At 32.0% G+C, this 22823-nt stretch carries 14 protein-coding genes; 13 read left to right on the top strand and 1 reads right to left on the bottom strand.

Annotated features, from left to right (window positions below):
* Positions 1-124: 124 nt before the first annotated feature.
* The 10 genes from JOC47_RS03275 (at position 125) to JOC47_RS03230 (ending at position 18445) form a co-directional block, all read left to right on the top strand.
* On the top strand, positions 125-1693 hold the full coding sequence (locus JOC47_RS03275; RefSeq protein ID WP_204700555.1) for a methyl-accepting chemotaxis protein: 1569 nt from the start codon (positions 125-127) through the stop codon (positions 1691-1693).
* Positions 1694-1721: 28 nt separating this feature from the next.
* Positions 1722-3041, top strand: a complete 1320-nt coding sequence (locus tag JOC47_RS03270; protein WP_204700554.1) for an ABC transporter substrate-binding protein — start codon at positions 1722-1724, stop codon at positions 3039-3041.
* Between the two features lie 17 nt (positions 3042-3058).
* Positions 3059-3703 carry a beta-phosphoglucomutase gene (gene pgmB, locus JOC47_RS03265; RefSeq protein ID WP_204700553.1) on the top strand — a complete coding sequence of 215 codons (645 nt, stop codon included), beginning with the start codon at positions 3059-3061 and terminating at the stop codon, positions 3701-3703.
* A 522-nt stretch (positions 3704-4225) separates the two neighbouring features.
* Entirely contained in the window at positions 4226-6586 is a 2361-nt protein-coding gene (gghA, locus tag JOC47_RS03260; protein WP_204700552.1) for a glucosylglycerol hydrolase, read from the top strand.
* Between the two features lie 46 nt (positions 6587-6632).
* Positions 6633-8951 carry a glycoside hydrolase family 65 protein gene (locus tag JOC47_RS03255; protein ID WP_204700551.1) on the top strand — a complete coding sequence of 773 codons (2319 nt, stop codon included), beginning with the start codon at positions 6633-6635 and terminating at the stop codon, positions 8949-8951.
* A 199-nt stretch (positions 8952-9150) separates the two neighbouring features.
* Entirely contained in the window at positions 9151-10155 is a 1005-nt protein-coding gene (locus JOC47_RS03250; protein ID WP_204700550.1) for a LacI family DNA-binding transcriptional regulator, read from the top strand.
* A gap of 179 nt (positions 10156-10334) precedes the next feature.
* Positions 10335-12422 (top strand): diguanylate cyclase, encoded by a 2088-nt coding sequence (locus JOC47_RS03245; protein WP_204700549.1) that lies wholly within the window; start codon positions 10335-10337, stop codon positions 12420-12422.
* Positions 12423-12574: 152 nt separating this feature from the next.
* Complete coding sequence (locus JOC47_RS03240; protein WP_204700548.1) at positions 12575-13945, top strand: NAD-binding protein; 1371 nt, start codon at positions 12575-12577, stop codon at positions 13943-13945.
* A 445-nt stretch (positions 13946-14390) separates the two neighbouring features.
* Positions 14391-15830 carry a TrkH family potassium uptake protein gene (locus tag JOC47_RS03235; protein ID WP_204700547.1) on the top strand — a complete coding sequence of 480 codons (1440 nt, stop codon included), beginning with the start codon at positions 14391-14393 and terminating at the stop codon, positions 15828-15830.
* A 101-nt stretch (positions 15831-15931) separates the two neighbouring features.
* Positions 15932-18445: a bifunctional diguanylate cyclase/phosphodiesterase gene (locus tag JOC47_RS03230; protein ID WP_204700546.1), complete on the top strand. Its 2514-nt coding sequence runs from the start codon at positions 15932-15934 to the stop codon at positions 18443-18445.
* Between the two features lie 106 nt (positions 18446-18551).
* Here the strand turns inward: JOC47_RS03230 and murB are convergent, their stop codons facing one another.
* Positions 18552-19463, bottom strand: coding sequence for a UDP-N-acetylmuramate dehydrogenase (gene murB, locus JOC47_RS03225; protein ID WP_204700545.1), 912 nt, complete (start codon positions 19461-19463; stop codon positions 18552-18554).
* 207 nt (positions 19464-19670) lie between these two features.
* Between murB and JOC47_RS03220 the strand changes: the two genes are divergently transcribed.
* The 3 genes from JOC47_RS03220 to JOC47_RS03210 are packed head-to-tail and all read left to right on the top strand — an operon-like array spanning position 19671 to position 22741.
* Positions 19671-20576 (top strand): cation diffusion facilitator family transporter, encoded by a 906-nt coding sequence (locus JOC47_RS03220; RefSeq protein ID WP_204700544.1) that lies wholly within the window; start codon positions 19671-19673, stop codon positions 20574-20576.
* A 54-nt stretch (positions 20577-20630) separates the two neighbouring features.
* Positions 20631-22211 (top strand): fibronectin type III domain-containing protein, encoded by a 1581-nt coding sequence (locus JOC47_RS03215; protein ID WP_204700543.1) that lies wholly within the window; start codon positions 20631-20633, stop codon positions 22209-22211.
* Complete coding sequence (locus JOC47_RS03210; protein ID WP_204700542.1) at positions 22208-22741, top strand: Holliday junction resolvase RecU; 534 nt, start codon at positions 22208-22210, stop codon at positions 22739-22741. The genes JOC47_RS03215 and JOC47_RS03210 overlap by 4 nt, the downstream gene beginning before the upstream one ends.
* The last annotated feature ends 82 nt before the right edge of the window (positions 22742-22823 follow it).

Raw genomic sequence — 22823 nt, 5'->3', positions numbered from 1 at the left:
CCCCTTTGTTTGATAGGGAAATAATATAAAAAGTTATAATTAATAAAATTTGAAATTATAGTTATAGTTAACTTTAAACAAAGATTAGAAAGTAATTACTAAGTATAAAAAAGGGGGAGTTACATTGAAAATATCTAAACTTTTAAAAATAGTTGGAATCACTATATTCGTACTACTTATTTTAGTTAGTTTTACTGTATTTAAATTAAATGTTAGTTTTAGAAAGGAACGAGAAGTTACTAATCGCCAGGAGAAAATAAAACAGTTAAGTAAAGAGTTGCTTACTACATTTGATTATTTGACTGAGCAAGTTAATAAATATGCTGTTCAAGGTGAAGATAAATATTATAACAATTATTTCAAAGAAGTTAATGAAACTAAAACTAAAGCAAAAGTATTGCAAAAACTAAAGCAGATGGATATTCCTGATAAAGATATAGCCTTGATTGAAAAAGCAATTGAAGGCTCGATGATGATAACTGCTACTGAAAAAGCTGCTTTAAAAAAGGCTAAAAACGGTAATTTTTTAGATGCTCGCAAAACAATTTTTGATAGTTACTATACCAAGCAAAAAGAAAAGGTCTTAACTCCAATTAGAGAATTTCAAAATCGAATTGAAACCCGAGCGCAGAAAAAAATTAATACAGCTCAAAAGAAAGCAAATCTTTATTTGTGGATTACTAATATTTTAATAGGAATTGTACTAATCAGTATCTTAGTTACATTTGTTATTTTATACCGTAAAATTACTACGCCAATTGTTCAAGCAGCTAATTTTGCCAATGAAATTGCTAATGGCAATCTGAATATTAGTCCATTAGAGATTGAAGCTAAAGGAGAAATTGGGTTTTTAGTAGAAGCTCTTAATAAAATGTTAAGAGAATTAAAAGAAATAGTAAATAAGTTATCTGATTCAATAGATAACTTATCTTCTAATAGTGAACAACTATCGGCAACTGCTGAAGAAGGTAATGCTACAATTGAAGAAACAACTAATCATCTTGAAGATATGTTTACAGCAATAGAACAGATATCTGCTAATAGTAAGCAAGTCAATAGCTTAGCTCAAGAAGCTAACTCTCAGACTGAGTTTGGTAATCAAAAGATAAATAATACAGTCAAAAGTATTCAAAATATTGATAACAAAGTTGATACTACAGTAGATGAAATTGAAGATCTAACTGCTGATTCCAAAGAAATCAGTAAAATTGTTGATTTGATTAATGATATAGCAGAGCAGACTAACTTATTAGCTTTAAATGCTTCAATTGAAGCAGCTAGAGCAGGAAAGGCTGGAGAAAGTTTTGCAGTAGTAGCTGATGAGATTAGAAGCTTAGCTGAAGAAACTGAAGATGCTACTGATGATATCAATTCATTAGTTAATAGAATTCAAAGTAAATCTGAAAGTAGTTTAGAATCTGTAAAAGAAGTAGCAGAGGAAGCAGATGAAGGGCGAAAGATTGCCGAAAGAGCAGGCGAAATATTTAATGAGATTGAAAACTCAATCGAAAACACTTCTGATAAAGTTGAAGAAACAGCTCTTGCAACAGAAAAATTAAATGAGAATAGTAATGAAGTGTTAGCTGCTTCTAATGAAGTTAATACCATGTCTGATGAAATAGCTAGCTCAGCTCATAAATTATCTAATATGTCTAAGGAACTGAGAAAAATTATTAAGAAATTTAATACTTGATTAATTAATCTTAATAAGGGGGGAACACATGTTCAAAAGAAAAAAATTATTTTTAATTTTAATAGTAGTGGTGTCATTATTATTAGTGGCTTGTAATGCTGAAGAACAGTCAAGTTCGCAAGAAAAAAGTGATGATAAGGTTGAAATTGTTATTGCTGGTGGAGCTGTTGGTAAAGAATTAGAAACTATTAAAAAAGCTGCTAGAATGTATGAAAATGATCATTCTAATGTAGATATAAAAGTATTAGATACCCCTAATTTAGCTCAAGACCGTTTAGATCTTTATTTGCAGTATCTCAAAAATAAAAGTTCAGAAGTAGACCTCTATCAAATTGATATGACTTGGCCTGGTGACTTAGCACAGTATTTTATTGATTTGAATAATAATGAAATTAATCAGGCTATAGAAAAACATTTTCAAACTGTTGTTGAAAGTAATAGGGTTAATGATAAATTAATAGCTATACCGTGGTTTATTGAAAGTTCTTTATTATATTACCGTAGTGACTTGTTAGAAAAGTATGGATATGAGGGGCCTCCTAGAACTTGGGATCAACTAGAAAAGATGGTTAAAAAAATCCAAAAAGAAGAACGTGATAAAGGCAATTCGAATTTTTGGGGTTATCTCTGGCAGGGAGAAGCTTATGAAGGATTAACTTCTAATGCTTTAGAATGGATAGCATCTAATAATGGCGGTACAATTGTTAATTCTGAGCAAGAGATTACTGTTAATAATCAACAAGCAAGAGAGATGATTAAAGAAGTTGCTAGTTGGGTTGGTAGAATTTCTCCTCATGGAGTTACTAGCATGACTGAAGAAAGTACTCGTAAAATGTGGCAGTCGGGAAATGCTGTATTCATGCGTAATTTACCTTACGTTTATGCCTTAGCTAGTGCAGAAGATAGTGCTGTAGAAGGTAAATTTGATGTGGCGCCTTTACCAGCAGGAGATGGAGACTCGACATCTGTTTTAGGTGGTGGCAGTTTAGCAGTTAGTAAGTATAGTGAACATCCTCAAGTTGCTGCTGATGTAGCATTATTTATGACTTCACCTAAAGTGCAGAAAATGAGGGCTATTGAAGCTGCTTTGAATCCAACTATTAAGTCTTTGTATCAAGATCAAGAAGTATTAGCAGCTGTCCCATTCTTTGAGAAACTATATAATGTATTTATAACTGCAACTCCTCGTCCAGCTAGTGTTACAGCACCGAACTATAATCAAGTTTCTCAGGCTTTTTATCAGGCAGTGCATTCAGTGTTAACTGGAGAAAAAGATACAGCAACTGCTTTAGAAAAGTTAGAAGAAAAGTTAAAGAAAATAACAGCTTTTAAAACTGATAATCCATAATTCAAGGGGGCAATGCAATGTCAAATATTAAAGGCTTTATTATCGATTTAGATGGAGTAATTACTGAAACATCAGAATATCACTTTCAAGGATGGAAAAGATTAGCGGAAGAAGAAGGTATTGAGTTCACTCGTGAAGATAATGAACAATTGCGTGGTGTTTCCCGCAGCAGATCATTAGAAATATTATTAGGTGATAAAATAGATGATTATAGTGATGAAGAATTTCAAGAAATGATGGATCGGAAGAATGGATACTATCAATCTTTTCTTGATGATATGGATGATGATGACTTATTACCTGGGGCTAGAGAATTATTAGATGAAATTAAGGAGCGGGGACTAAAAATGGCAATTGCTTCTTCGAGTCGGAATGCTAAACGTGTTTTAAACAGCTTAGATATTAGTGATGAATTTGATGCTATTGCTGATGGACATAGTGTAGAAGATGCTAAACCAGCTCCAGATATTTTCTTGCATGCAGCTAAAGAAATTGGATTGAAGCCAGAAGAATGTGTTGTATTAGAAGATGCAGAATCTGGTATTGATGCTGCTATAGCAGCAGAGATGATAGCAGTAGGAGTTGGCCCAGAAGAAAGAGTAGGACATGGAGATTATAGATTTGATAGTACTGCAGATATAGATTTAGAAAAGATATTATAGATATAACATAATTTTTTTAAAGTTCTTGAAACCGGTAACAGCAAGTAGGTAACCTAGCAAAAAGAACTCGTATATAGATTGCGCAGAGTATATAGCAAGAAGTAGAGAGTTCAGGGCTACACGGAGAGTTTTTTGCTTTTAAAAAACTCGGAGGACTAAAATTAATATACCATTGAAACAATATCTTAGTATAGGAATAGTATTTCGAGTTTTAAGCGCAAGTAGGCAACCTAGCAAAAATAAAAGTATATAGATTGCGGAATCACAGCAATTTGCAAAATGTATTGCATATTGATTGCGCAAAGTAATTAATAGCAAAGCTAAGTGTCTTGGGCTACACGGAGAGTTTTGCTTGTCAAAACTCGTAGACACTTAATTAGCTCTAAGTACAGAGACTAGTGCTATACGGAGTGTTTTCCGTTTTTTGAAAACACGGAGGGCAACAATAAGTGCGAAGCTAAAATAAAACAGAGATGGTTTTGTTAATAAGTAGGCAACCATGTGTTACAGAAGGGGGTAATTATGAGCAAAATAAAATTATTAAAGCAAGAGACAAAAGAATTAATAGATTGGACCCGGAAAGTCAAAAATGAAACAGAGTCTGAATTTGAAGCAGCGAAAAAATTAGCCACTAAATTAGGAGCACATTATAATAATGGCAAGACTCAAATTGGATTTTGGCTACCGGAAATATTAGCAGATGATGAGGTAGAAGATGTTTATTTAGAAGTACTAACTCCAGTTGAAGATTTAGACTTTGAAGCTGAGGAACAGCAGATAAAATTTGAACAAGACTTAATCTCTTTAGAGCAAGAAGGAGAATACTTATGGGGGATCCTGTCAGGAATGCAGGCAGGAACTAGAGAGCAGGCGGGATCCTTTTATTGGATTAAATATCAGAAAGCAGATGGTGAATGGGGTCATGTTTATGATCCAGTAGCTTATTCAGTACCATTTGGTGTTTTTGCTCCAGCTGAGCTTTATGATATGCAGCAATTACAAGAAAATAGAAATGATAAATCCTATTTTGATAAATTGGCTGATAGAGAGGAAGAAATTCCTAAGATTAGCGATCCAACTAATTTACTGCAGATTCACCCAGGAACTGCATCAGAAGAAGGTAGTTTACGTGGGTTAGCTAATATCTATCAAGAGATTGGAAAGAAAATTAAGAATGAAGAAGAATTAACAGCAGCAGAAGAAAATTATATTGGCTATGAGGGCGTTCAATTAATGCCCATTGAACCTACAATTGAGTATGAAGTTGGCCCTGGCTTTTGGCAGCAGGAAGAAGATGTAGAAGGTGAAGAAGTAGAGATAAAACTAGTTAAGCCAGATGTGATTAATTGGGGTTATGATGTTGTAGTATCAGATTCTTCAGCTGTTAATCCATCTATTTTAGGTAGTGGTCGGCCGTATGAATTAGTAGATTTAATTTCTACTCTGCATAATTTTCCAAATGGGCCAATTAAAGTAGTGATTGATGTAGTCTTTGGTCATTCTGACAATCAAGGTTTAAATGTATTAAATGAGAATTTCTTCTCTGGTCCTGATATGTATGGACAAGGGTTAGACTATCAACATCCAACTGTGAGAGCTATTTTATTAGAAATGCAGCGTCGCAAAGTGAACTTTGGTGTTGATGGTGTTCGTGTTGATGGAGCCCAGGACTTTGTTTACTGGGATGAAGAAGATCAAGAATTATATCATGATGATCAATATTTAAAAAATATGAGTAATGTTGTACAAGAAGTAGCTGGTCAGAAGTATTATCCGTGGATGATCTTTGAAGATGGTCGACCTTGGCCGCGAGAAGATTGGGAGTTGGCCTCTACTTATCGCTCAGTAATTGAAGAACAACCTGATATTTTTCAATGGGGTCCCTTAACTTTTGCTCATAATACACCATTTTTATATACATTTTGGGTTTCAAAATGGTGGCGGATTCAAGAAATAATCAACTTTGGTGATCAATGGATCAGTGGTTGTTCTAATCATGATACTCTGCGTCGGGGAACGCAAATTGCTCCTGATGCTAAAATTAATGAAAAGTTAGGTTCTACATTACCTGAAATTATAAAAAATGCTTATGATAATCCAGCTGAGAAACTATTAACTTATGCTATGTTCCCAGGATTACCAATGGACTTTATTAATGCTTCAATGCGCGCACCATGGAGCTTTATCCGTAACACTGATGATCAATATGCTGTTAAAGTCTTCGCTGAAGAAAAGTATTTCCTAGATTGGCAGGTAACAGAAGAAGATTATAATGAAGTAGACAATTTTGAGCGATTAAAGAATTTAGGCTTTAGTGAATTAGATCAGTTAAAATCTTTTGTTAGAAAAGTAGATGAAGCAGTTCAAATGACAGATCATGATTTGGCTGAAATAACTAAGATTTTAAATACTCTATCAGATTCTGATGTAGAGTTTGAAATTACTAGTGAAAAATTAAAAGAGATAAGTACTGCTTGGATGGAAGATGTATTTGAATACTGTAATGTTAGTAACCATTGGCATGAACAAAATAGTCAACAAACAGAATTTAATCTAAAATTGAGAAGATTCCGGTTGCAGCGTCCATGGTTAATGGATAATTTAGATGGAAATGAATATTTTGATTATCAACATCCCTGCCAAGGAACAGTTTTATTCTATGGTTTACGTGAAGCTCCTGATAGTGATGAACAACTATTATTTATAGCTAATATGGAAGGAACACCAGTTACAGTAGTTCCTAATCAGTTAGAAATTCCTGGTTTGAAAGAAGATGGATGGCAAGTAGCAATTACAACTCCAGAAGTTGAAGCTGCTGCAGTTGATGAAGAAATAACTTTAAGCAATAGTCAAGGAATTGTATTTAAGCGTTTTAATAATTAATTTCAATACTATAAATTATTTACTAGTTAATCAGGAGGGCATAATAATGGAATTAGAAAATGATTTATATACAGAAAGTGGTTGGGAAATAAAAACTAATACTTTTGATCCCGAGCAGACAATTATTACGGGGAGTAACTTTTTAGCCGGTAATGGATATTTAGGTTATCGAGGTACTTTAGCAGAGTGGGATAAAGAAGATTATGTAGGATGTATTGTGACTGATACTTATGATATGGCTGATGGGAAATGGAGAGAATTATGTAATGCTCCTAATGGCTTATATACTAAATTAATAGTTGATGAGCAAGAGTTGTCTGCTTTTGAAGGAGCAGGAGAGACAATTGATTATCAACGCGAGTTAAACTTAAAAAATGGTGTTGTAAAAAGAGAATCAACGTGGAAAAGTGATGCTGGGAGTGAAGTTGAATTAACTACGGAAAGATTTGCTAGCTATGATAATTTACATCTACTGACGATGGATTATAGTTTTAAAGCTAAAGAAGATACAAAAGTTACTTTAGTTACTGGAATTGATGGTGCAGTTTGGGATTTGAATGGACAACATCTTAAAGACTATCAATTGATGGAAGAAGAAGATTTGATTGCTATTGAAGCTACTACTGTCGAAGAAGAGATCAATTTAGATGTAGTAGAAGGGATTAATATTATTGGAGGTAGAGCAAAAACAGAAAATATAATTCATCAAGATAAAAAGATACTAAGAAAATTAACTTTTGACTTAGAGGCTGGTCAAGAAGTAACTTTAGAGAAGTTCGTAGGGATTTATAGTAGTAATGATGTAGATAAGCCTTTAGGAGCTGCAGTCAATGATATTGCTACAGCAGAAGAAGAAGGATATAGTAAATTAAAGGAAAAGCATGAACAAGAATGGGCCAAAATGTGGGATGTATCAGATATTGAGATTGCAGGTGATTTAGAAGCACAAGTATTATTGCGCTTCAATCTATACCACAATATTATCTGTACTCCAGCCCATACTGATAAATTACCAATTGGAGCACGAGGTTTATCTTGTCAGGCTTATCAGGGGTCAGCATTTTGGGACCAAGAAATCTTTAATATGCCGATGTTCCTCTATACCCAGCCTGAAATTGCTAAAAATATATTAAAATATAGATATCATACCTTAGATGGAGCGCGAGAAAAAGCAGAAGATTTAGGCTATTATGGAGCTTATTATCCGTGGATCAGTGGTAAAACAGGCCAAGAACTATGTCCTGATTTCTTCTTTGAAAATGTGCTAACAGGTCGTAAGATTAGAAATCACTTTAATGATTGGCAGATTCATATTTCACCTGATATAGCATATGCAATGTGGCATTATTATCAGGCAACAGGTGATTGGGAATTCATTGAGAATTATGGCGCAGAAGTTGTTTTTGAAATAGCTCAGTTTCTGTTTTCTCATGCTTATTTCAAAAAAGATAAGAATAGATACGAAATCGTTCGTGTCTTAGGTCCTGATGAATATCATGAAAATGTTGATAATAATGCCTTTACTAATTACCAAGCTCAATATGTACTTGATAAAGCTGTAATGATTTATGAAAAATTAGAGAAAGAAAACCCAGAACAGTTAGAAAAGCTGTTATCTAAGCTTGAGTTAGATAGTTCTGATCGTGAAAATTGGGAAGAGATGGCAGAATTGATCTATTTACCACAGCCAGATGAAGATAGTCTATTAATTGAACAATTTGATGGCTTTTTTGAGTTAGAAGATGCAACTCCAGAAGAAGTAGAAAGTAGATTACAAGACCCTCATGAATATTTAGGTTGGCCAGTAGGTGTAGCTACTAGAACTCAAGTATCTAAACAAGCAGACCTATTACAGTTATTTAGTATGCAGGATAGATTTAGTGAAGAAGTAATGAAAGCTAACTATGATTATTATGAGCCGCGCTGTGAACATGGTTCTTCTTTAAGTCCTTCAGCTCATTCAATTATTGCTAGTAAGGTAGGATATTTAGAAGAAGCTTATGATTACTTTATGGAATCTTGTACTGTTGACCTTTATAATACTAATAAAGCAATTCACGGTGGTACTTTTATTGGTGGAGTTCATACTGCTGCTTGTGGTGCAGCTTGGAAGATGATTGTGCAAGGTTTTGCTGGTTTAGGAATTGCTGGTGAAGAATTAAAGTTTAATCCTGCTTTACCAGAGAAATGGGATAAAATCAAATTTAACTTGCAATTTAGAGGAAAATCCTTAATAATTAGTATTGCTCCGAATAAATTCAAAGTAAAGATGAAGACTAATCAAGGAGAAGAAGCACTTGCTTTGAATGTTAATGGTGTAACTAAGAAATTAAATGAGGGAGAAAGTGTTGAATTTTCTATATAAAGTGACAAGTAATGAGTAATTAGTAATCAGTAAAGAGAGTAAAGAGAGTAAAGAGTAAAGAGTAAAGAGTAAGAACCATAAGATTAAAACCTTAAAAGAATAAATTATGCTTAGAATGAAAGATTTTGAACTTGATTTTTTACTCATTACTCTTCTCTCATCACTCTTTAATGTATTATTTAATATAGGGGGGGATGTTATGTCGGTAACGATGAAGGATATTGCTAAAGAAGCAGGTGTGTCTAAAGCAACTGTTTCTCGAGTAATTAATAAAGATGCCTATGTCAGTGAGAATACTAGAAAAAAAGTAATGGACTTAGTACAAAAGTATGACTATAAACCTCATACTGTAGCTCGAGGATTGGCACGGGATTTATCTCATACTTTGGGGTTAATGATTCCTGGTCCCCCTCGTGATATTACGGATCCTTTCTTCTTAGAGTTTTTACATGGAGTTGGCAATAAAGCAGCAGAATATAGTTATAGCTTATCATTACCAACAGTTAGTGAAAAAGATAAAAGAGAATTATATGAAGAAGGGATTAATTTTAATCAATTAGATGGGGTTATTATAGTTAATCCGAAGGTTAATGATTTTCGGATAGAATATTTTCAAGAAGAAGATTTGCCTTTTGTTTTCTTAGGTAGACCGTTAAAGAATAGAGATGATGTATGTTGGGTTGATGGTGATAATGTAGGTGGTGCTTATGAGGCAGTTGAATATTTAATTGAGCAGGGACATGAAAAAATTGCTTGTATAACTGGGACTGATGAATTTGTGGCTAGTAGACTTCGATTTAAAGGTTATAAACAAGCTATAGAAGAAAATAATCTTGAATTTGATGAAAATTTAATAGTTAGCGGAGAATTTACTAGAGAGAGTGGTTATCAAAAGATGAAGGAATTAATAGCTCAAGGTAATTCTTTTAGTGCGGTATTTGCAGTTAGTGATTCGATGGCTATTGGAGCTATTAGGGCTTTGAAAGAAGAAGGTATAGCAGTTCCAGAAGAATGTGCTGTAATGGGCTTTGATGGTATAGATTTAGGGGCTTATACTGAACCAAGATTAACTACTGTACGGCAACCAGCTTATGAGTTAGGAGAAGAGGCAGTAGAAAGTTTAATTAATTTGATTAATGGAAATAAAAATTTTAATTGGCATAAAGTTTTAGATTTAGAATTATTGATTCGCGATTCAGTTTAAATTAGAAATAGGCGAAGTAGTCAAAAGTCTCGGATATCCGAGACTTTTTTTATTTTGATAAAGGATATATAAGCTTTAACAATAAATATATAATAAAGGAATTATTTTATAATACATAAACTAATTAGCACTAATATTAATTGTTTTGGTATATTTGCTATTGGCTAGGAGGAGAATTTATGAACATAATAACTATATTATATTTAATAACTTGTTTTGGGGCTTTACTTCTAGGTGGTTATTTACTGTGGCTAAATCATAAATCAAGTATCAGTAAAACCTTTTTTTTAGTCTGTCTTACGGCTGCCTATTGGGCTTTCACTTATGCTTTTATGCAAACAGCTCCTAGTGCAGAGGAGGCTGTTTTTTGGAGAAAGCTTTCTGTACCTGGCTGGTGTTTACATTATGGACCTTTCTTACATTTCTTTTTATTAGTAGCTAAAAAGAAAGAATTATTGAAAAAATGGTGGGTTTATTTGGGGATTTATTTACCAGGGTTTATTTTCACATATTTATTTTGGTTTTTAAAGGGTCCAATCGATAAAGAGCATCTATTGCTAACAGATTGGGGTTGGACTTATCTGTTTTTTCAAGATGATAAACTAATGTTTTGGTCTTTTACTGTTTATTATTCTAGCTTTACGCTGCTAGGGATGTTAGTAGTTATTTCTTGGTGGTGGAAGACTGATTTTGAACGAGAAAAGAAGCAGGCTAAAATTATCTTTATAGCTTTTGTACTTGCAATAATAATTGGTTCTACTCCTGATATTATCCTACCTGCCTTTGGTATAAATATACCGGCATTAGGCATATTAGTAAATTTGACTTCTTTACCTGTAATGTTTTATATAATTAAGGAATATAGATTTATGGCTTTAAGTACAGAACGGATAAATCAAGATATTTTAGAAACAATGGAAGAGGGATTATTAACTTGTGATGTAGAAGGAAAAATAAAGCGAATCAATAAAAGTACTAAACAGTTGTTAGGTTATCAAGAAGAAGAATTACTTAATTATCATTTAAGTAATATCTTTGCTAGTCAAGAAGATAAAGAAGCATTTGAACTTAATACTTATAAAGATACTAAACAGAGCTATATTTTTAAAAGCGAAGAAAAAATGTTATTAACAAATGATAATGAAGTAATCCCTTGTCTTTTTTCTGCCTCTATTCTGCGTGATAATTGGGAACAAGTATTAGGCTTAGTTTGTACTTTTCAAGATATTACTAAGCTCAAAGAGGCTGAAAAGAGTTTAACTCATTTAACTTATCATGACCAGTTAACTACTTTGTATAATAGAACTTATTTAGACCAAGAGTTGAAGAAAATTAATGCGACTGAGAAAGTAGCAGTTGCTTTGATTATGATTGATTTAAATGGTTTAAAGCTAATTAATGATGGTTTTGGGCATGAGGCGGGAGATAAAATCTTACAGAGAGCAGCTGATTTATTAGAAAAATCTTGTCGAAGTGAAGATATAGTCTGCCGCTGGGGTGGAGATGAATTTGTTATTGTATTATTTAATGTAAATAATAAAGTGGTAGATCAGATAAGAAAGCGTATTAAACAGGCTTGCGCTGAGTCTCCAGCAGATCCTATATCAATTTCTTTAGCTCTTGGCAGTTCTATTAAAGAAAAAGCAGAAGAAGATATTTATGAAATATTAAAAGAAGCTGAAGATGAAATGTATAAAAATAAATTAATTCAGCATAAAATTGTACAGAATGATACTTTAAATACTTTAGTAAAAACGTTGCAGAATAAAAGTTTTGAAACAGATAGACATATGCAGCGCTTAGAAGAACTAGGTTCTAGTTTAGGAAGCAAAATTGGGCTTTCTGATGTGGAATTAAAAGAGTTGTCTTTACTGGCTTCTCTACATGATATTGGAAAAGTAACTATTGTAGAAAAAATATTGAAGAAAGCAGGACCTTTGACAGATAAAGAATGGGCAATTATGAAAAATCATAGTGAAGCAGGTTATAGAATTGCTTCTGCTACAGATGAGTTTGCTCATATTGCTGAGGAAATATTACATCATCATGAATGGTGGGATGGTTCTGGTTATCCTAAAGGGTTGCAAGGAGAAGAGATACCTTTATTAGCACGTGTTATAGCAATTATTGATGCCTATGAAGTGATGACTAGTGGGAGATCATATCAAGAAGCGATAAGCAAAAAAGAAGCTGAAAAGGAATTGGAGAATTGTTCTGGTAAGCAATTTGACCCTCGATTAGTTGAAATGTTTTTAGAACTTGTTTGAATTAAGGGAGAAAGGTAAGAAATATTAAGCTTTAAGAAATAGTTTTTTGGAACAGAGAATAATTTTCTCTGTTCTTTTTTATTTTTTGTGATTTTAAATTATTATTTTGCATAAATTTTGTAGTAGTTAGTAAGGAATAGGAGCGGGTAGAGATGAAAAAAGTTTTTAATAAGATTAAACAGGTAACTAGTAATTTAGTTCAATCTGATGGCTGTGCAATTATAGTAGGTGGTACAGAAGTTAGTATTCAATTAGCAGATAGATTAAGCCAGTTAGGGCAAGAAATTATTATTATTGAAGAAGATATCAAATTGTGTAAACAGATTCAAGAACGCCTTGATTGTTTGGTGATTCAAGGCTTAGCTACAAAGGTTGAAACAAGAAAAGAAAGTAAATTTGCCGAAGCTACCTTGGTGATTGCTGTAACTAATAATGATCAATATAATTTATTAACGGGGATTTATGCCAAAAAATCAGGAGTCAAAGAAGTAATTGTGCAAATTACAGATGAAGATTTATATGATGAAAAAATGCAGGGTCAGAACTTGGGTTTGGATTTGGTGTTAAACCCTTTTGCTATGGCTGTCAAACGAATCAAAGGTTTGGTTAATTCAGGTACTGAGCTAGAGTTAAAACAGATCTTAGATAATAGGGTTAAGATTAATAAATTTAAAATTTCTCATCAAAATCGTTTAGCTTACCAAGAAGTAAGACAGTTAGATTTAGGCCAAGATGCTTTATTAATTACTATCTTGCGTAAAGGAAGAGCTTTATTGCCTCAGAGTACAGAAAAGTTATACCCAGGTGATCTATTGTTTGTAATTTCTAGGCGGGGGATAAAAAATAAAATTTCTGATTTGATTAATACTACAACGCAGAAGGATAAATTGATTTTAGCTGGAGCTGGGGAAATTAATCAAAAGTTAGCCTGCTTTTTTTCTAAAGGAACAGTAGTAACTATCATTGAAGAGCAGAGAGCTAAGGGCCAAGAACTAGCAGAAAATTTAGAGGATATATTGGTCTTAGAAGGTTCTACCTTGGATTTAGATTTATTGCAAGAAGAAGGAGTAGCTCAAACTGATGTTTTTGTAGCAGGGACTGAGGATCAAAAACAGAACCTATTAGTAGCAGCCTTGGCCCAAAAATTAGGCAGTAAAAAAACAATTGCTTTAGTAGATGAAATTTTTTATAGTAATTTAGATGATTACTTGGAATTAGATTATAGTATTTGCCCCGCCTTATTAGCTATAGATACCATCTTAGATTACTTACATCAGGGCCAATTAACTGGGCAAACAGTTTTTGGAGGGCAAATTAAAGCACATAAATTAACTTTTAAGTCTAAACGGCGGAAAAGTATTGATAGTTTGAATTTGCCAGCTGATCTAGTAATTGTCTTAATTTGGCGAGGGGATGAGGTCATTATTCCTAGCCCAGAACAAAAGTTAGCACCTCAAGACGAACTATTAGTATTTACTATTTTAGCTTTAGAAGAAGTAGAGAGTTATTTATATAAAGTGTAACTTTCGGGATTGAGATAAAATAATTTCTTTGCTTATAAATCTAGTTTGATTCGTCTAAACTTGTCTAGTGAATATAAATTTAGCTTAATTAAATAGGAATTAAGCTCACAAAATTTATATTCACTAGACTTTATTAAGACTCGTTACCAAACTAGATTTAAAGACGCTGCGAAACAATTTTATCTCAATCCAAGGCAGTTTTACTTTAATGGTGGAGGCAAGGATGTACCATTATGAGGTTGCTTATTTTTTTGGTTGTGCCTTTTGGTTTTGATTTTAATTTAGCTAATAGTTAGTCAAAATCAAATTCAAAAACTATCATCTCAGGGTTCATATCTTTTTAAGGTTTTGACTTTATGGTTTTAACTCATTATTGATTACTCTTTACTTGTCACTATAAAGTTGCACTGAAAGTGCCACTTTATATAGCTTAGGGGGAGAGGATATGAGATTAAGAGTAGTATTTAGTTTTTTAGGTACTTTATTAATTTTCATTGGCGGTAGTATGGTATTTCCCATTTTGACAGCGCTTTATTATCGAGATGTTGATGGAGTAGCATTTATTGTAACAATGGGATTTACAATAGTGGTCGGACAAGTATTGCGCAATTTAGCAACAGGAGAAGAGAATCTGCGTCATAGGGAAGGATTTGCAATTGTGACTTTAGGTTGGTTTTTGATTTCCATTTTTGGTGCTATTCCTTTTCTACTAGCTGGAGTTTTTGATAATTTCGTAGATGCTTTTTTTGAAAGTGTAAGTGGTTTTACTACAACTGGTGCTACAGTAATTATGTCTTTAGAAAGTTTGTCCCATACTATCTTAATGTGGCGGAGTTTAATGCATTGGTTAGGAGGAATGGGAATTATTGTTCTCTCAATTGTAATCTTACCAGAATTAGCTGGTTCAATGCAGTTATTTAAAGCAGAAGTACCAGGGCCAATTCATGAACGCTTAAAACCTCGAATTAAAGAAACTGCTAAAACACTGTGGGTGGTTTATTTAATTTTAACTGTAGTTCAGATAATAGTTCTATGTCTGCAGGGAATGCCGTTGTTTGATGCAGTGATTCATTCTTTTGGTACTATTTCAACAGGGGGATTTTCTTCTCGGACTTTAAGTGTTAAGGCTTATGATAGTTTAATGATTGAAGTTATTATGGCGTTTTTTATGTTTTTAGCAGGGGTTAATTTAACTTTGCATTATCAAGTTTTAACGGGGAAAGTTAAGGCTTTATTAACTAATCAAGAATTTCGTTTCTATACTTTAATTGTAGTAACTGCTATTGTTGCGATTACTATTAATTTAAGACTACAGGTTTATAAGACATTTGTGGAATCTTTTAAGTATGCTGCATTTCAAGTAACTTCTATTATTAGTACGGCTGGTTTTGCTACTGTAGATTATGATATTTGGCCTCCATTTTCGCGGGGGATTTTGTTGATTTTGATGTTTATTGGTGGTTGTGCAGGTTCAACTGCTGGGGGAATTAAAGTGATTCGGATTTATGCTTTAATGAAGAAAGGATTTCAAGAATTATATAAAGTTATTCGTCCCCGGGCTGTAACTTCCCTGAAGATAGGAAATAGAGCTATTTCAGAAGAAGTATCAACAAGTATTTTGGGTTTTTTCTTTTTATATATTATTGTATTTGTGATTTCTACTATTACCTTAACCTCTTTTGGTATAGATTTAATTAGTTCTATTTCAGCGGTAGCAGCTACTTTGGGGAATATTGGTCCAGGATTGGGGTTAATTGGCCCTTTGAATACTTATGTGCCGCTACCGATAGTGGGGAAATTATTGCTTAGTTTTTGTATGATCCTTGGTCGTTTGGAGATATATACAGTATTGGTCTTTTTACTATCTGGTTTTTGGCGTAAATAAAAAATAGTGCAGGAACTTTTATCCTATTACTAGAAATAATAAATCAAACAGAAAAAACGACAAAAAATGCAATTGATCTTCTAAAGGGGGGGGTTTTTAAGATGGAGCAATTAAAAAAACTATTGTTTAGTGGTCTAAAAAAGAAATTAATTATACTATTTTTGTTAATGGCTTTAGTTCCCTTAATGTTAGCTAGTTATTTTTCAATTAGTACAATGCAGGAAACAATTAAAAATAACTTTATTGCAACTAGTAGCAAAGAGATGAAAAAAGCTTCTGATACTCTAAATCTTTACTTTGAGGAAGTAGCAAAAAACTCTAAATTTTTAGCCTCTCGCCCAGTAGTTAAAAAAGCTGATGAGACGATTACTACTTATATCAATAAAAGAACTAAAGAAAAATTAAAAATGACCCCCTTAAAAAACGGAGAGGTTGAAGCAGAAATTTATAAATTTTATGAAGATTTTGCTAAAACACATAAAAATGTTGCCTATGTTTATCTTGGTACTAAAGATGGAGGTTATGTGCAATGGCCACGAGGGGTAAATAGTGCTGAGTATGATCCTCGTGAGAGGCCATTTTATAAACAGGCAATTAATAGTCAAGAGGAGGTAGTATTAACTGCCCCTTATCATGCTCAACTAGATAATAACATAATTGTTAGTACTGTGACTAAAATTAAGAATAATGATGGCGAAGTAATTGGAGTTCAGGGTTTAGATGTTAGTTTAGATGGATTAACGAATATGATTAAGAATATTCAAATTGGAGAAGAAGGTTTTTTGATTTTAGCTACTGAGCAGGGAAAGATTTTAGCTCATCCCCAGAATCCTAAATTCAATTTTCAAACTATCGATAAATTAAATATTAAAGCTCTAAATAATTTGAAAAATATAAGCTCAGATAATTTTTTTGCTGAAATGAATAAGCAAGATTATTTGTTTAATATATATACTGATCAAGAAACAAATTGGAAGTTTATCTCTGTAATTCCAAAAGAAGAATTAACTGCTAAAACAGAAACTCTTTATTGGAAAATAATAATAACAACCTTATTTGTAGCCTTAGCAGTTATATTAATAGCTATATATATTGGTGATTTAGTTTCAACTCCTATAATTAATGCTACTAATTTTGCCCAAGAGATTTCTAACAATAATTTAGAAGTTGAAGATTTAAAAATAGAATCAAGAGATGAGATAGGAGATTTAGGTCAAGCATTAAATAATATGAGAAATAATTTAAGAGATTATTTAGATGAAGTGAAGGCGGCATATCAGCAATTAGGAGCTTATACTGAAGAAATAAGCCAATTAAATAAAAAGCTTGAATATCAAGCAGAACATGATTCACTAACAGAATTACCGAATCGAAGTAAATTTATGAAAGAGCTTGAAGCAGAATTAGATGAAGAAAAAGAAGGAGTAGTAATGCTATTAGATTTAGATAATTTTAAAGAAATTAATGATACTTTAGGACATATTTACGGAGATAGATTATTAAAAAGATTAGGAGCAAGGTTGCTTAAATTATCAAATGAGGAATTTTTTGTAGCAAGGTATGGGGGAGATGAGTTTTTATTTTTATTAAAGAATAGAACTGATTTGGAAAGTATTGAGACTCAAATTAATAAAATTAGAAATAGTTTAAATAAAGCTTTTTTAATTAAGAATAATGAACTAGAAATTGATTTTAGTATCGGTATTACTCTCTATCCTAATGATGCTTATAGTCCGAATCAATTAATTACTAATGCTGATGCAGCTATGTATCGGGCTAAAGAGAATACAAAGAAGGATTATTTCTATTATAATATTAAATTGATAGAAAAAATAGAGGAAAGAAAAAGAATCAAGAAAATATTAGAGAAGGCTTTAAATAATAATGGATTTGAATTAAAATATCAACCCCAAATCGATCTTGATAATGGTCAAGCTGAGTATTTAGAAGCCTTAATCAGATTAAAGGAATATGATATATCGCCTGGTAAATTTATTCCTATAGCTGAGAATAGTGGATTGATTATAGAGATTGGGCGGTGGGTCACTAAAAGAGTAATAGGAAAAATTAGCACTGACTTAGCAAAAGGAAAAGCTCCTAAAAAAATTGCTATTAACTTTTCAGTACATCAATTAGAAGACCATAATTATATTAAGTTTTTAAAGGAAACTCTACAGGAAAATAATGTAGCTCCTGAATTGATTGAAATAGAAATCACTGAAAGTATACTGATCAAAAAAGAAGAAGAGGCTGTGAAATTTTTAAAGCAATTAAAAGATTTAGGGATTAAACTTGCTTTAGATGATTTTGGAACCGGATATTCTTCTTTGAATTATTTAAATTATATTCCTTTAGATAAGGTTAAACTTGATAAATCTTTAAATGATAAGTTTTTAGAAGCAAAGGCATCGGCTATGGGGAATTTAATAAAGTTATTTCATAGTTTTAATTTGCCTGTAGTAGCAGAAGGAATAGAAGATAAAGAGCAATACCAAAGATTGCAAGAAAAGGGATGTGATTATATCCAAGGCTATTTATTTAGTCGGCCGCAGAAGTGGGAGAAAATAAAAGAGATAACTACTATTAATTTTATAGAGAAAATCAATGAAGAATAATAGTAAAGAAAGCAATTACAATCTAGATTGTAATTGCTTTCTTTACTTAATAAATTAGATAATTTAAACGTCTTTTTTAAAATAAGCTTGGATGAGCAGCCTTAGTTCATTTAAAGTCTCCAATAAAGCGCGGTTCTGTTTCTAATTTAACTTCATATTCTTGATATATTTTTTCTTGGACTACTTGTACTAATTGTTTAATATCTTGAGCAGTAGCTGAGCCTAAATTAACTACAAATCCAGCGTGTTTAGTAGATATTTGAGCGCCTCCAACTCGAGTGCCTTTTAATCCAGCTTCATCAATCAAGGCACTAGCATAGTGGTTTTCAGGTCGTTTAAACATACTGCCTGCACTCGGCATTTCCATTGGCTGCTTGCCCCAGCGTTTGTTTGTTAGTTCTTCGATTTTAGACTTGATTTTTTCTTTAACCCCGCGGTCTAATTCAATTTTTGCCTGCACAGCTAGGTAAGGTTGTTCCTGTAAAATACTTTGGCGATAACCAAGGTTGATTTCGGAACGATCAAGAGTTTCTTTTTGGCCCTGAGGGTTAATAACAGTAATTTCCGAGACAACATCTTTCATTTCTCCCCCATAAGCGCCAGCGTTCATATATAATGCCCCTCCTAAACTACCAGGAATACCGCTAGCAAATTCTAAGCCAGTTAAGCCAGCTTCAGCAGCTTTTTCTGCTAAATCAGCTAATGAAATACCAACTTGAGCAGTAATGGTTGTATCATTTACTTTGATTTTATTTAATTGTTCTGTATAAATAGTTGCTCCGCGGAAGCCTTGGTCAGAAACTACTAAGTTACTACCTGCACCTAAAATTAAGTAAGGTAGTTCAGCTTGATTAATTAATTCAAAAGATTTTTGGGCTGCTGTAATATGATTAGGGATTAAGAATATATCACTAGGACCACCTACTTCAAAAGAAGTATAGTGGCTTAATGATTGATTTTTAATTACTTCTAAATTATTTATTTTTTCTAGTTTGTTAATTAAATCTTGCTTATTCATCAATTTTACCTCCTGTAAAATTACTCTGTTCTTATATTGTATACTTTTAATTTATCATATATATAAGTAATAACCAAATAAATTTAAAAACTTTTTTCTAATTAAATTGAAAAAGGGGCTTAAATAAGTTATAATATAGTAATGTCAAAGTATTAAACTAATTACTTTGACATTTATGTTTATTATTTAAAAGAAAAGAGGCTAACAATGTCAGAAAGATATAAACAAGGAAAAAAAGTAAGTATTATTAGTTTGATATCTAATGTCCTACTAGCTGTTTTGAAAGTGATTGTAGGATTTACTTTTAGTAGTAAGGCACTGGTGGCTGACGGTTTTCATTCAGTATCAGATGTTGTTTCAACAGTGATTATCTTAATGAGTATTAGAATATCTAAAACCCCACCTGATCAAGACCATCCTTATGGACATGGTAAAGCTGAATCAATTGCTACTATAATATTAGGATTAATTTTAATAGCAACAGGAATATTCTTAATTAAAGATGCAGTGGTTAGTATTATCAATAATCAGATTGCTGTACCGGGTACTTTAGTTTTATGGGTAGCAGCATTATCTATTTTAGTTAAAGAATTACTTTATAGATATACAGTAAAGATAGGGCGTGAAATTAATAGCAAGGGTTTAATAGCAGATGCCCATCATCATCGTTCTGATGCATTATCCTCAATTGCTGCTTTAATTGGAGCAGCTGGAGCAAGATTAGGATATCCTATCTTAGATCCTGTAGCAGGATTAGTTGTTTCCTCATTAATAATTAAAGTAGGAGTTGAAATTTTACTTGATGCTATTGATGATTTAATGGATGCTGTACCAAACACTCATAAAGTAGAGAGGATTACTTCGGATGTAAAAGAAATTTCGGGAGTAATTACTGTAGGAGATATAAAATTAAGGTCATATGGACCCTATTTATATGTAGATGTAGCAATTGTAGTTAAAGATCAATTAACTGTAATTGAAGGGCATAAAATTGCTGTTAAGGTTAGGGAAGAGCTAGTTGCTAATCATGAGCGAGTTCGGGAAGTGATGGTTCATGTAGACCCTGAACAAGCTTATTATAATAACCAGTCTGTTAAAGAAACAATGAACTGATTTATTATTGTTAAAATCCTAATGATTAAAAATACAAAGGGGTTAATAATTGTAATGAAACGAAATTATAAACTTTTAGCTAAATTTATACTATTAAGTTTAATGTTGTTAGTAGTAAGTGGTTGTAATCAATCATTAGTCATCAATGATTTTAATGTAGATTCAGAACAATATAATAAGGAAGGTCATTTTCTTCCTAAACGTTTAGTTAAATTTTCTGTTAATGTAAAAAACGATCAAGGAAGAGATTTAGATTATAAATGGACAGCTAATGGTGGCCAAATTTTAGAAAAAAATAAGTCACAAATAAATTATTTAACTCCTAATTTACCTGGGGATTATACTCTCTTTTTAACTATCAAAGATCAATCTGGGGAACAAATTCAACATGAATTCTCTTTTAATGTTAAAGGAGATTATCCACCACAAGTATCTCTAGATGATTTGACTACGTCTTCTTTAAAATCAGGTATTAAAGTCACTTGGTCTAAATATCCTAAAGATGATTTTTACACTTATAAAATTTTACGCAGTAATAATAATTTTATTGACGGTCAAGCAGATGTAATTGCTACAATTAATAATCAAAGTCAAAACTCTTATGTCGATTATAATATTAATCCGAAACAGGTATATTCTTATCAAGTAATGGTTATTAATAATTCCGGTTATTTATCTATTAGTAATGAAAAAATGATTGAAACTCTACCACAAAGAATAACTAAGGTTGATTTACAGGGCCAACTATCAGATATAGTTATTGATGAAACTCGTTCTAAATTATACTTGAATAATGCTCAACAAAACAAGTTGCTTATTTTAGATGCTGAAAGTCAAAAAGTAGAGAAAAAAGTAAATTGGGATTTTGCAGTTGAGAAATTATTTTTAGGGGAACAGAACAATTATTTATTCGCTTTAGCCAAGAATAAGAAAACTTTACTCCGGCTAGATTTAGAAGATTTTTCGCAGCAGCAGTTTTCTTTTGCAAAATCTATTAAAGATATTAGTTTAACTGCAGAAAAAATGTATGTAGCTGTTAGTGGAGAATACAATTTAATCAAATTTGATATTGAAGAAGGTAAAATAATAGAAAGATTAAAAGTAACTCATAATAATAATGTAATTAATGCTTCACAAATAGATATATTAGATGAAGAATATTTATTTATTGATAAAGTATTTGGTGAGAGTTTAATTTATATATTGGATAATTTACAGCAGCCTATTTCTAAATTTGATATTGGAATTGTTAAAAATAGTATGTTTTGTGAGATTAATGGAGAAAGTTGTCTCTATGTAGCTAATACACATCATCCACTGCAGGTTTATTCAGGAATAAAATCTGGAAAAGCTTCATTGAAAAATAAATTTGATAAGATTTCGACTCCTAAAGATTTTGCAGTTGATGAAGAACAACGCAGAATTTTTGCAGCAGTTGATAAAATGATTTATATCTATTCTTTAGATAATAATCAATTACTTAATAAAATTAAATTGGATCATTATATTAATCGTTTGGCTTGGAACCAGCAGCAAAATAAATTATATTTATTAACTTCAGAAATTAATCAAAGTAATTATAATTTAATGATAGCTGATCTTAAACAATTCAGTAGGGAGGATAATAATACATGAGATATGGAAATAGAGGAAAATCATTTGAAAAAATGATTCAGACCTCTAATCAGCAGTATAAATTTCAAAACAAAGCAGTAGTACAAAAAATACCTACACCAGTAAAAGTCTTAGATATTAATCCTCAAACGGGAAATATCCGTAGTGGTTTTTATGAACAAAAATCAACAGTTGATTATATGGGGACTTACCAAGGTATTGCTTTGGCCTTTGAAGCTAAAGAGACCAATGTGGAAACAAGATTTGATTTGAGTAATATTAAAGAGCACCAGTATAGCTTTTTAAAATCATGGGTGGCTAGTGGAGGAATAGGATTTATCTTACTGCAGTTTAGTACTTTAGATGAAATTTATTATTTGCCATTTGGGTTATTAGAGGAATATTGGGAACAAATGAATAATGGAGGGCGAAAAAGTATACCCTATAATGAAATAGCAAAAGAAGATTACAAAATAACTAATGATGGAATGATAGTTGTAGATTATTTAGCGGTAGTAGATGAGATTTTTTTAGATGATAGTGAGGAATGAACTTGATTTTTAGCTCTAAATATAATAAAATTATAAAGGAGACAGTCAGAAATAAACTTTACTACATATTTAATTTTATGAT

This window comes from Halanaerobacter jeridensis, from assembly GCF_016908315.1.
In the GTDB taxonomy this organism is placed as follows: Bacteria; Bacillota; Halanaerobiia; order Halobacteroidales; family Halobacteroidaceae; genus Halanaerobacter; species Halanaerobacter jeridensis.
The sequence above is the reverse complement of the archived record's forward strand: the minus strand, read 5'-3'. Positions and strand labels throughout refer to the sequence as shown.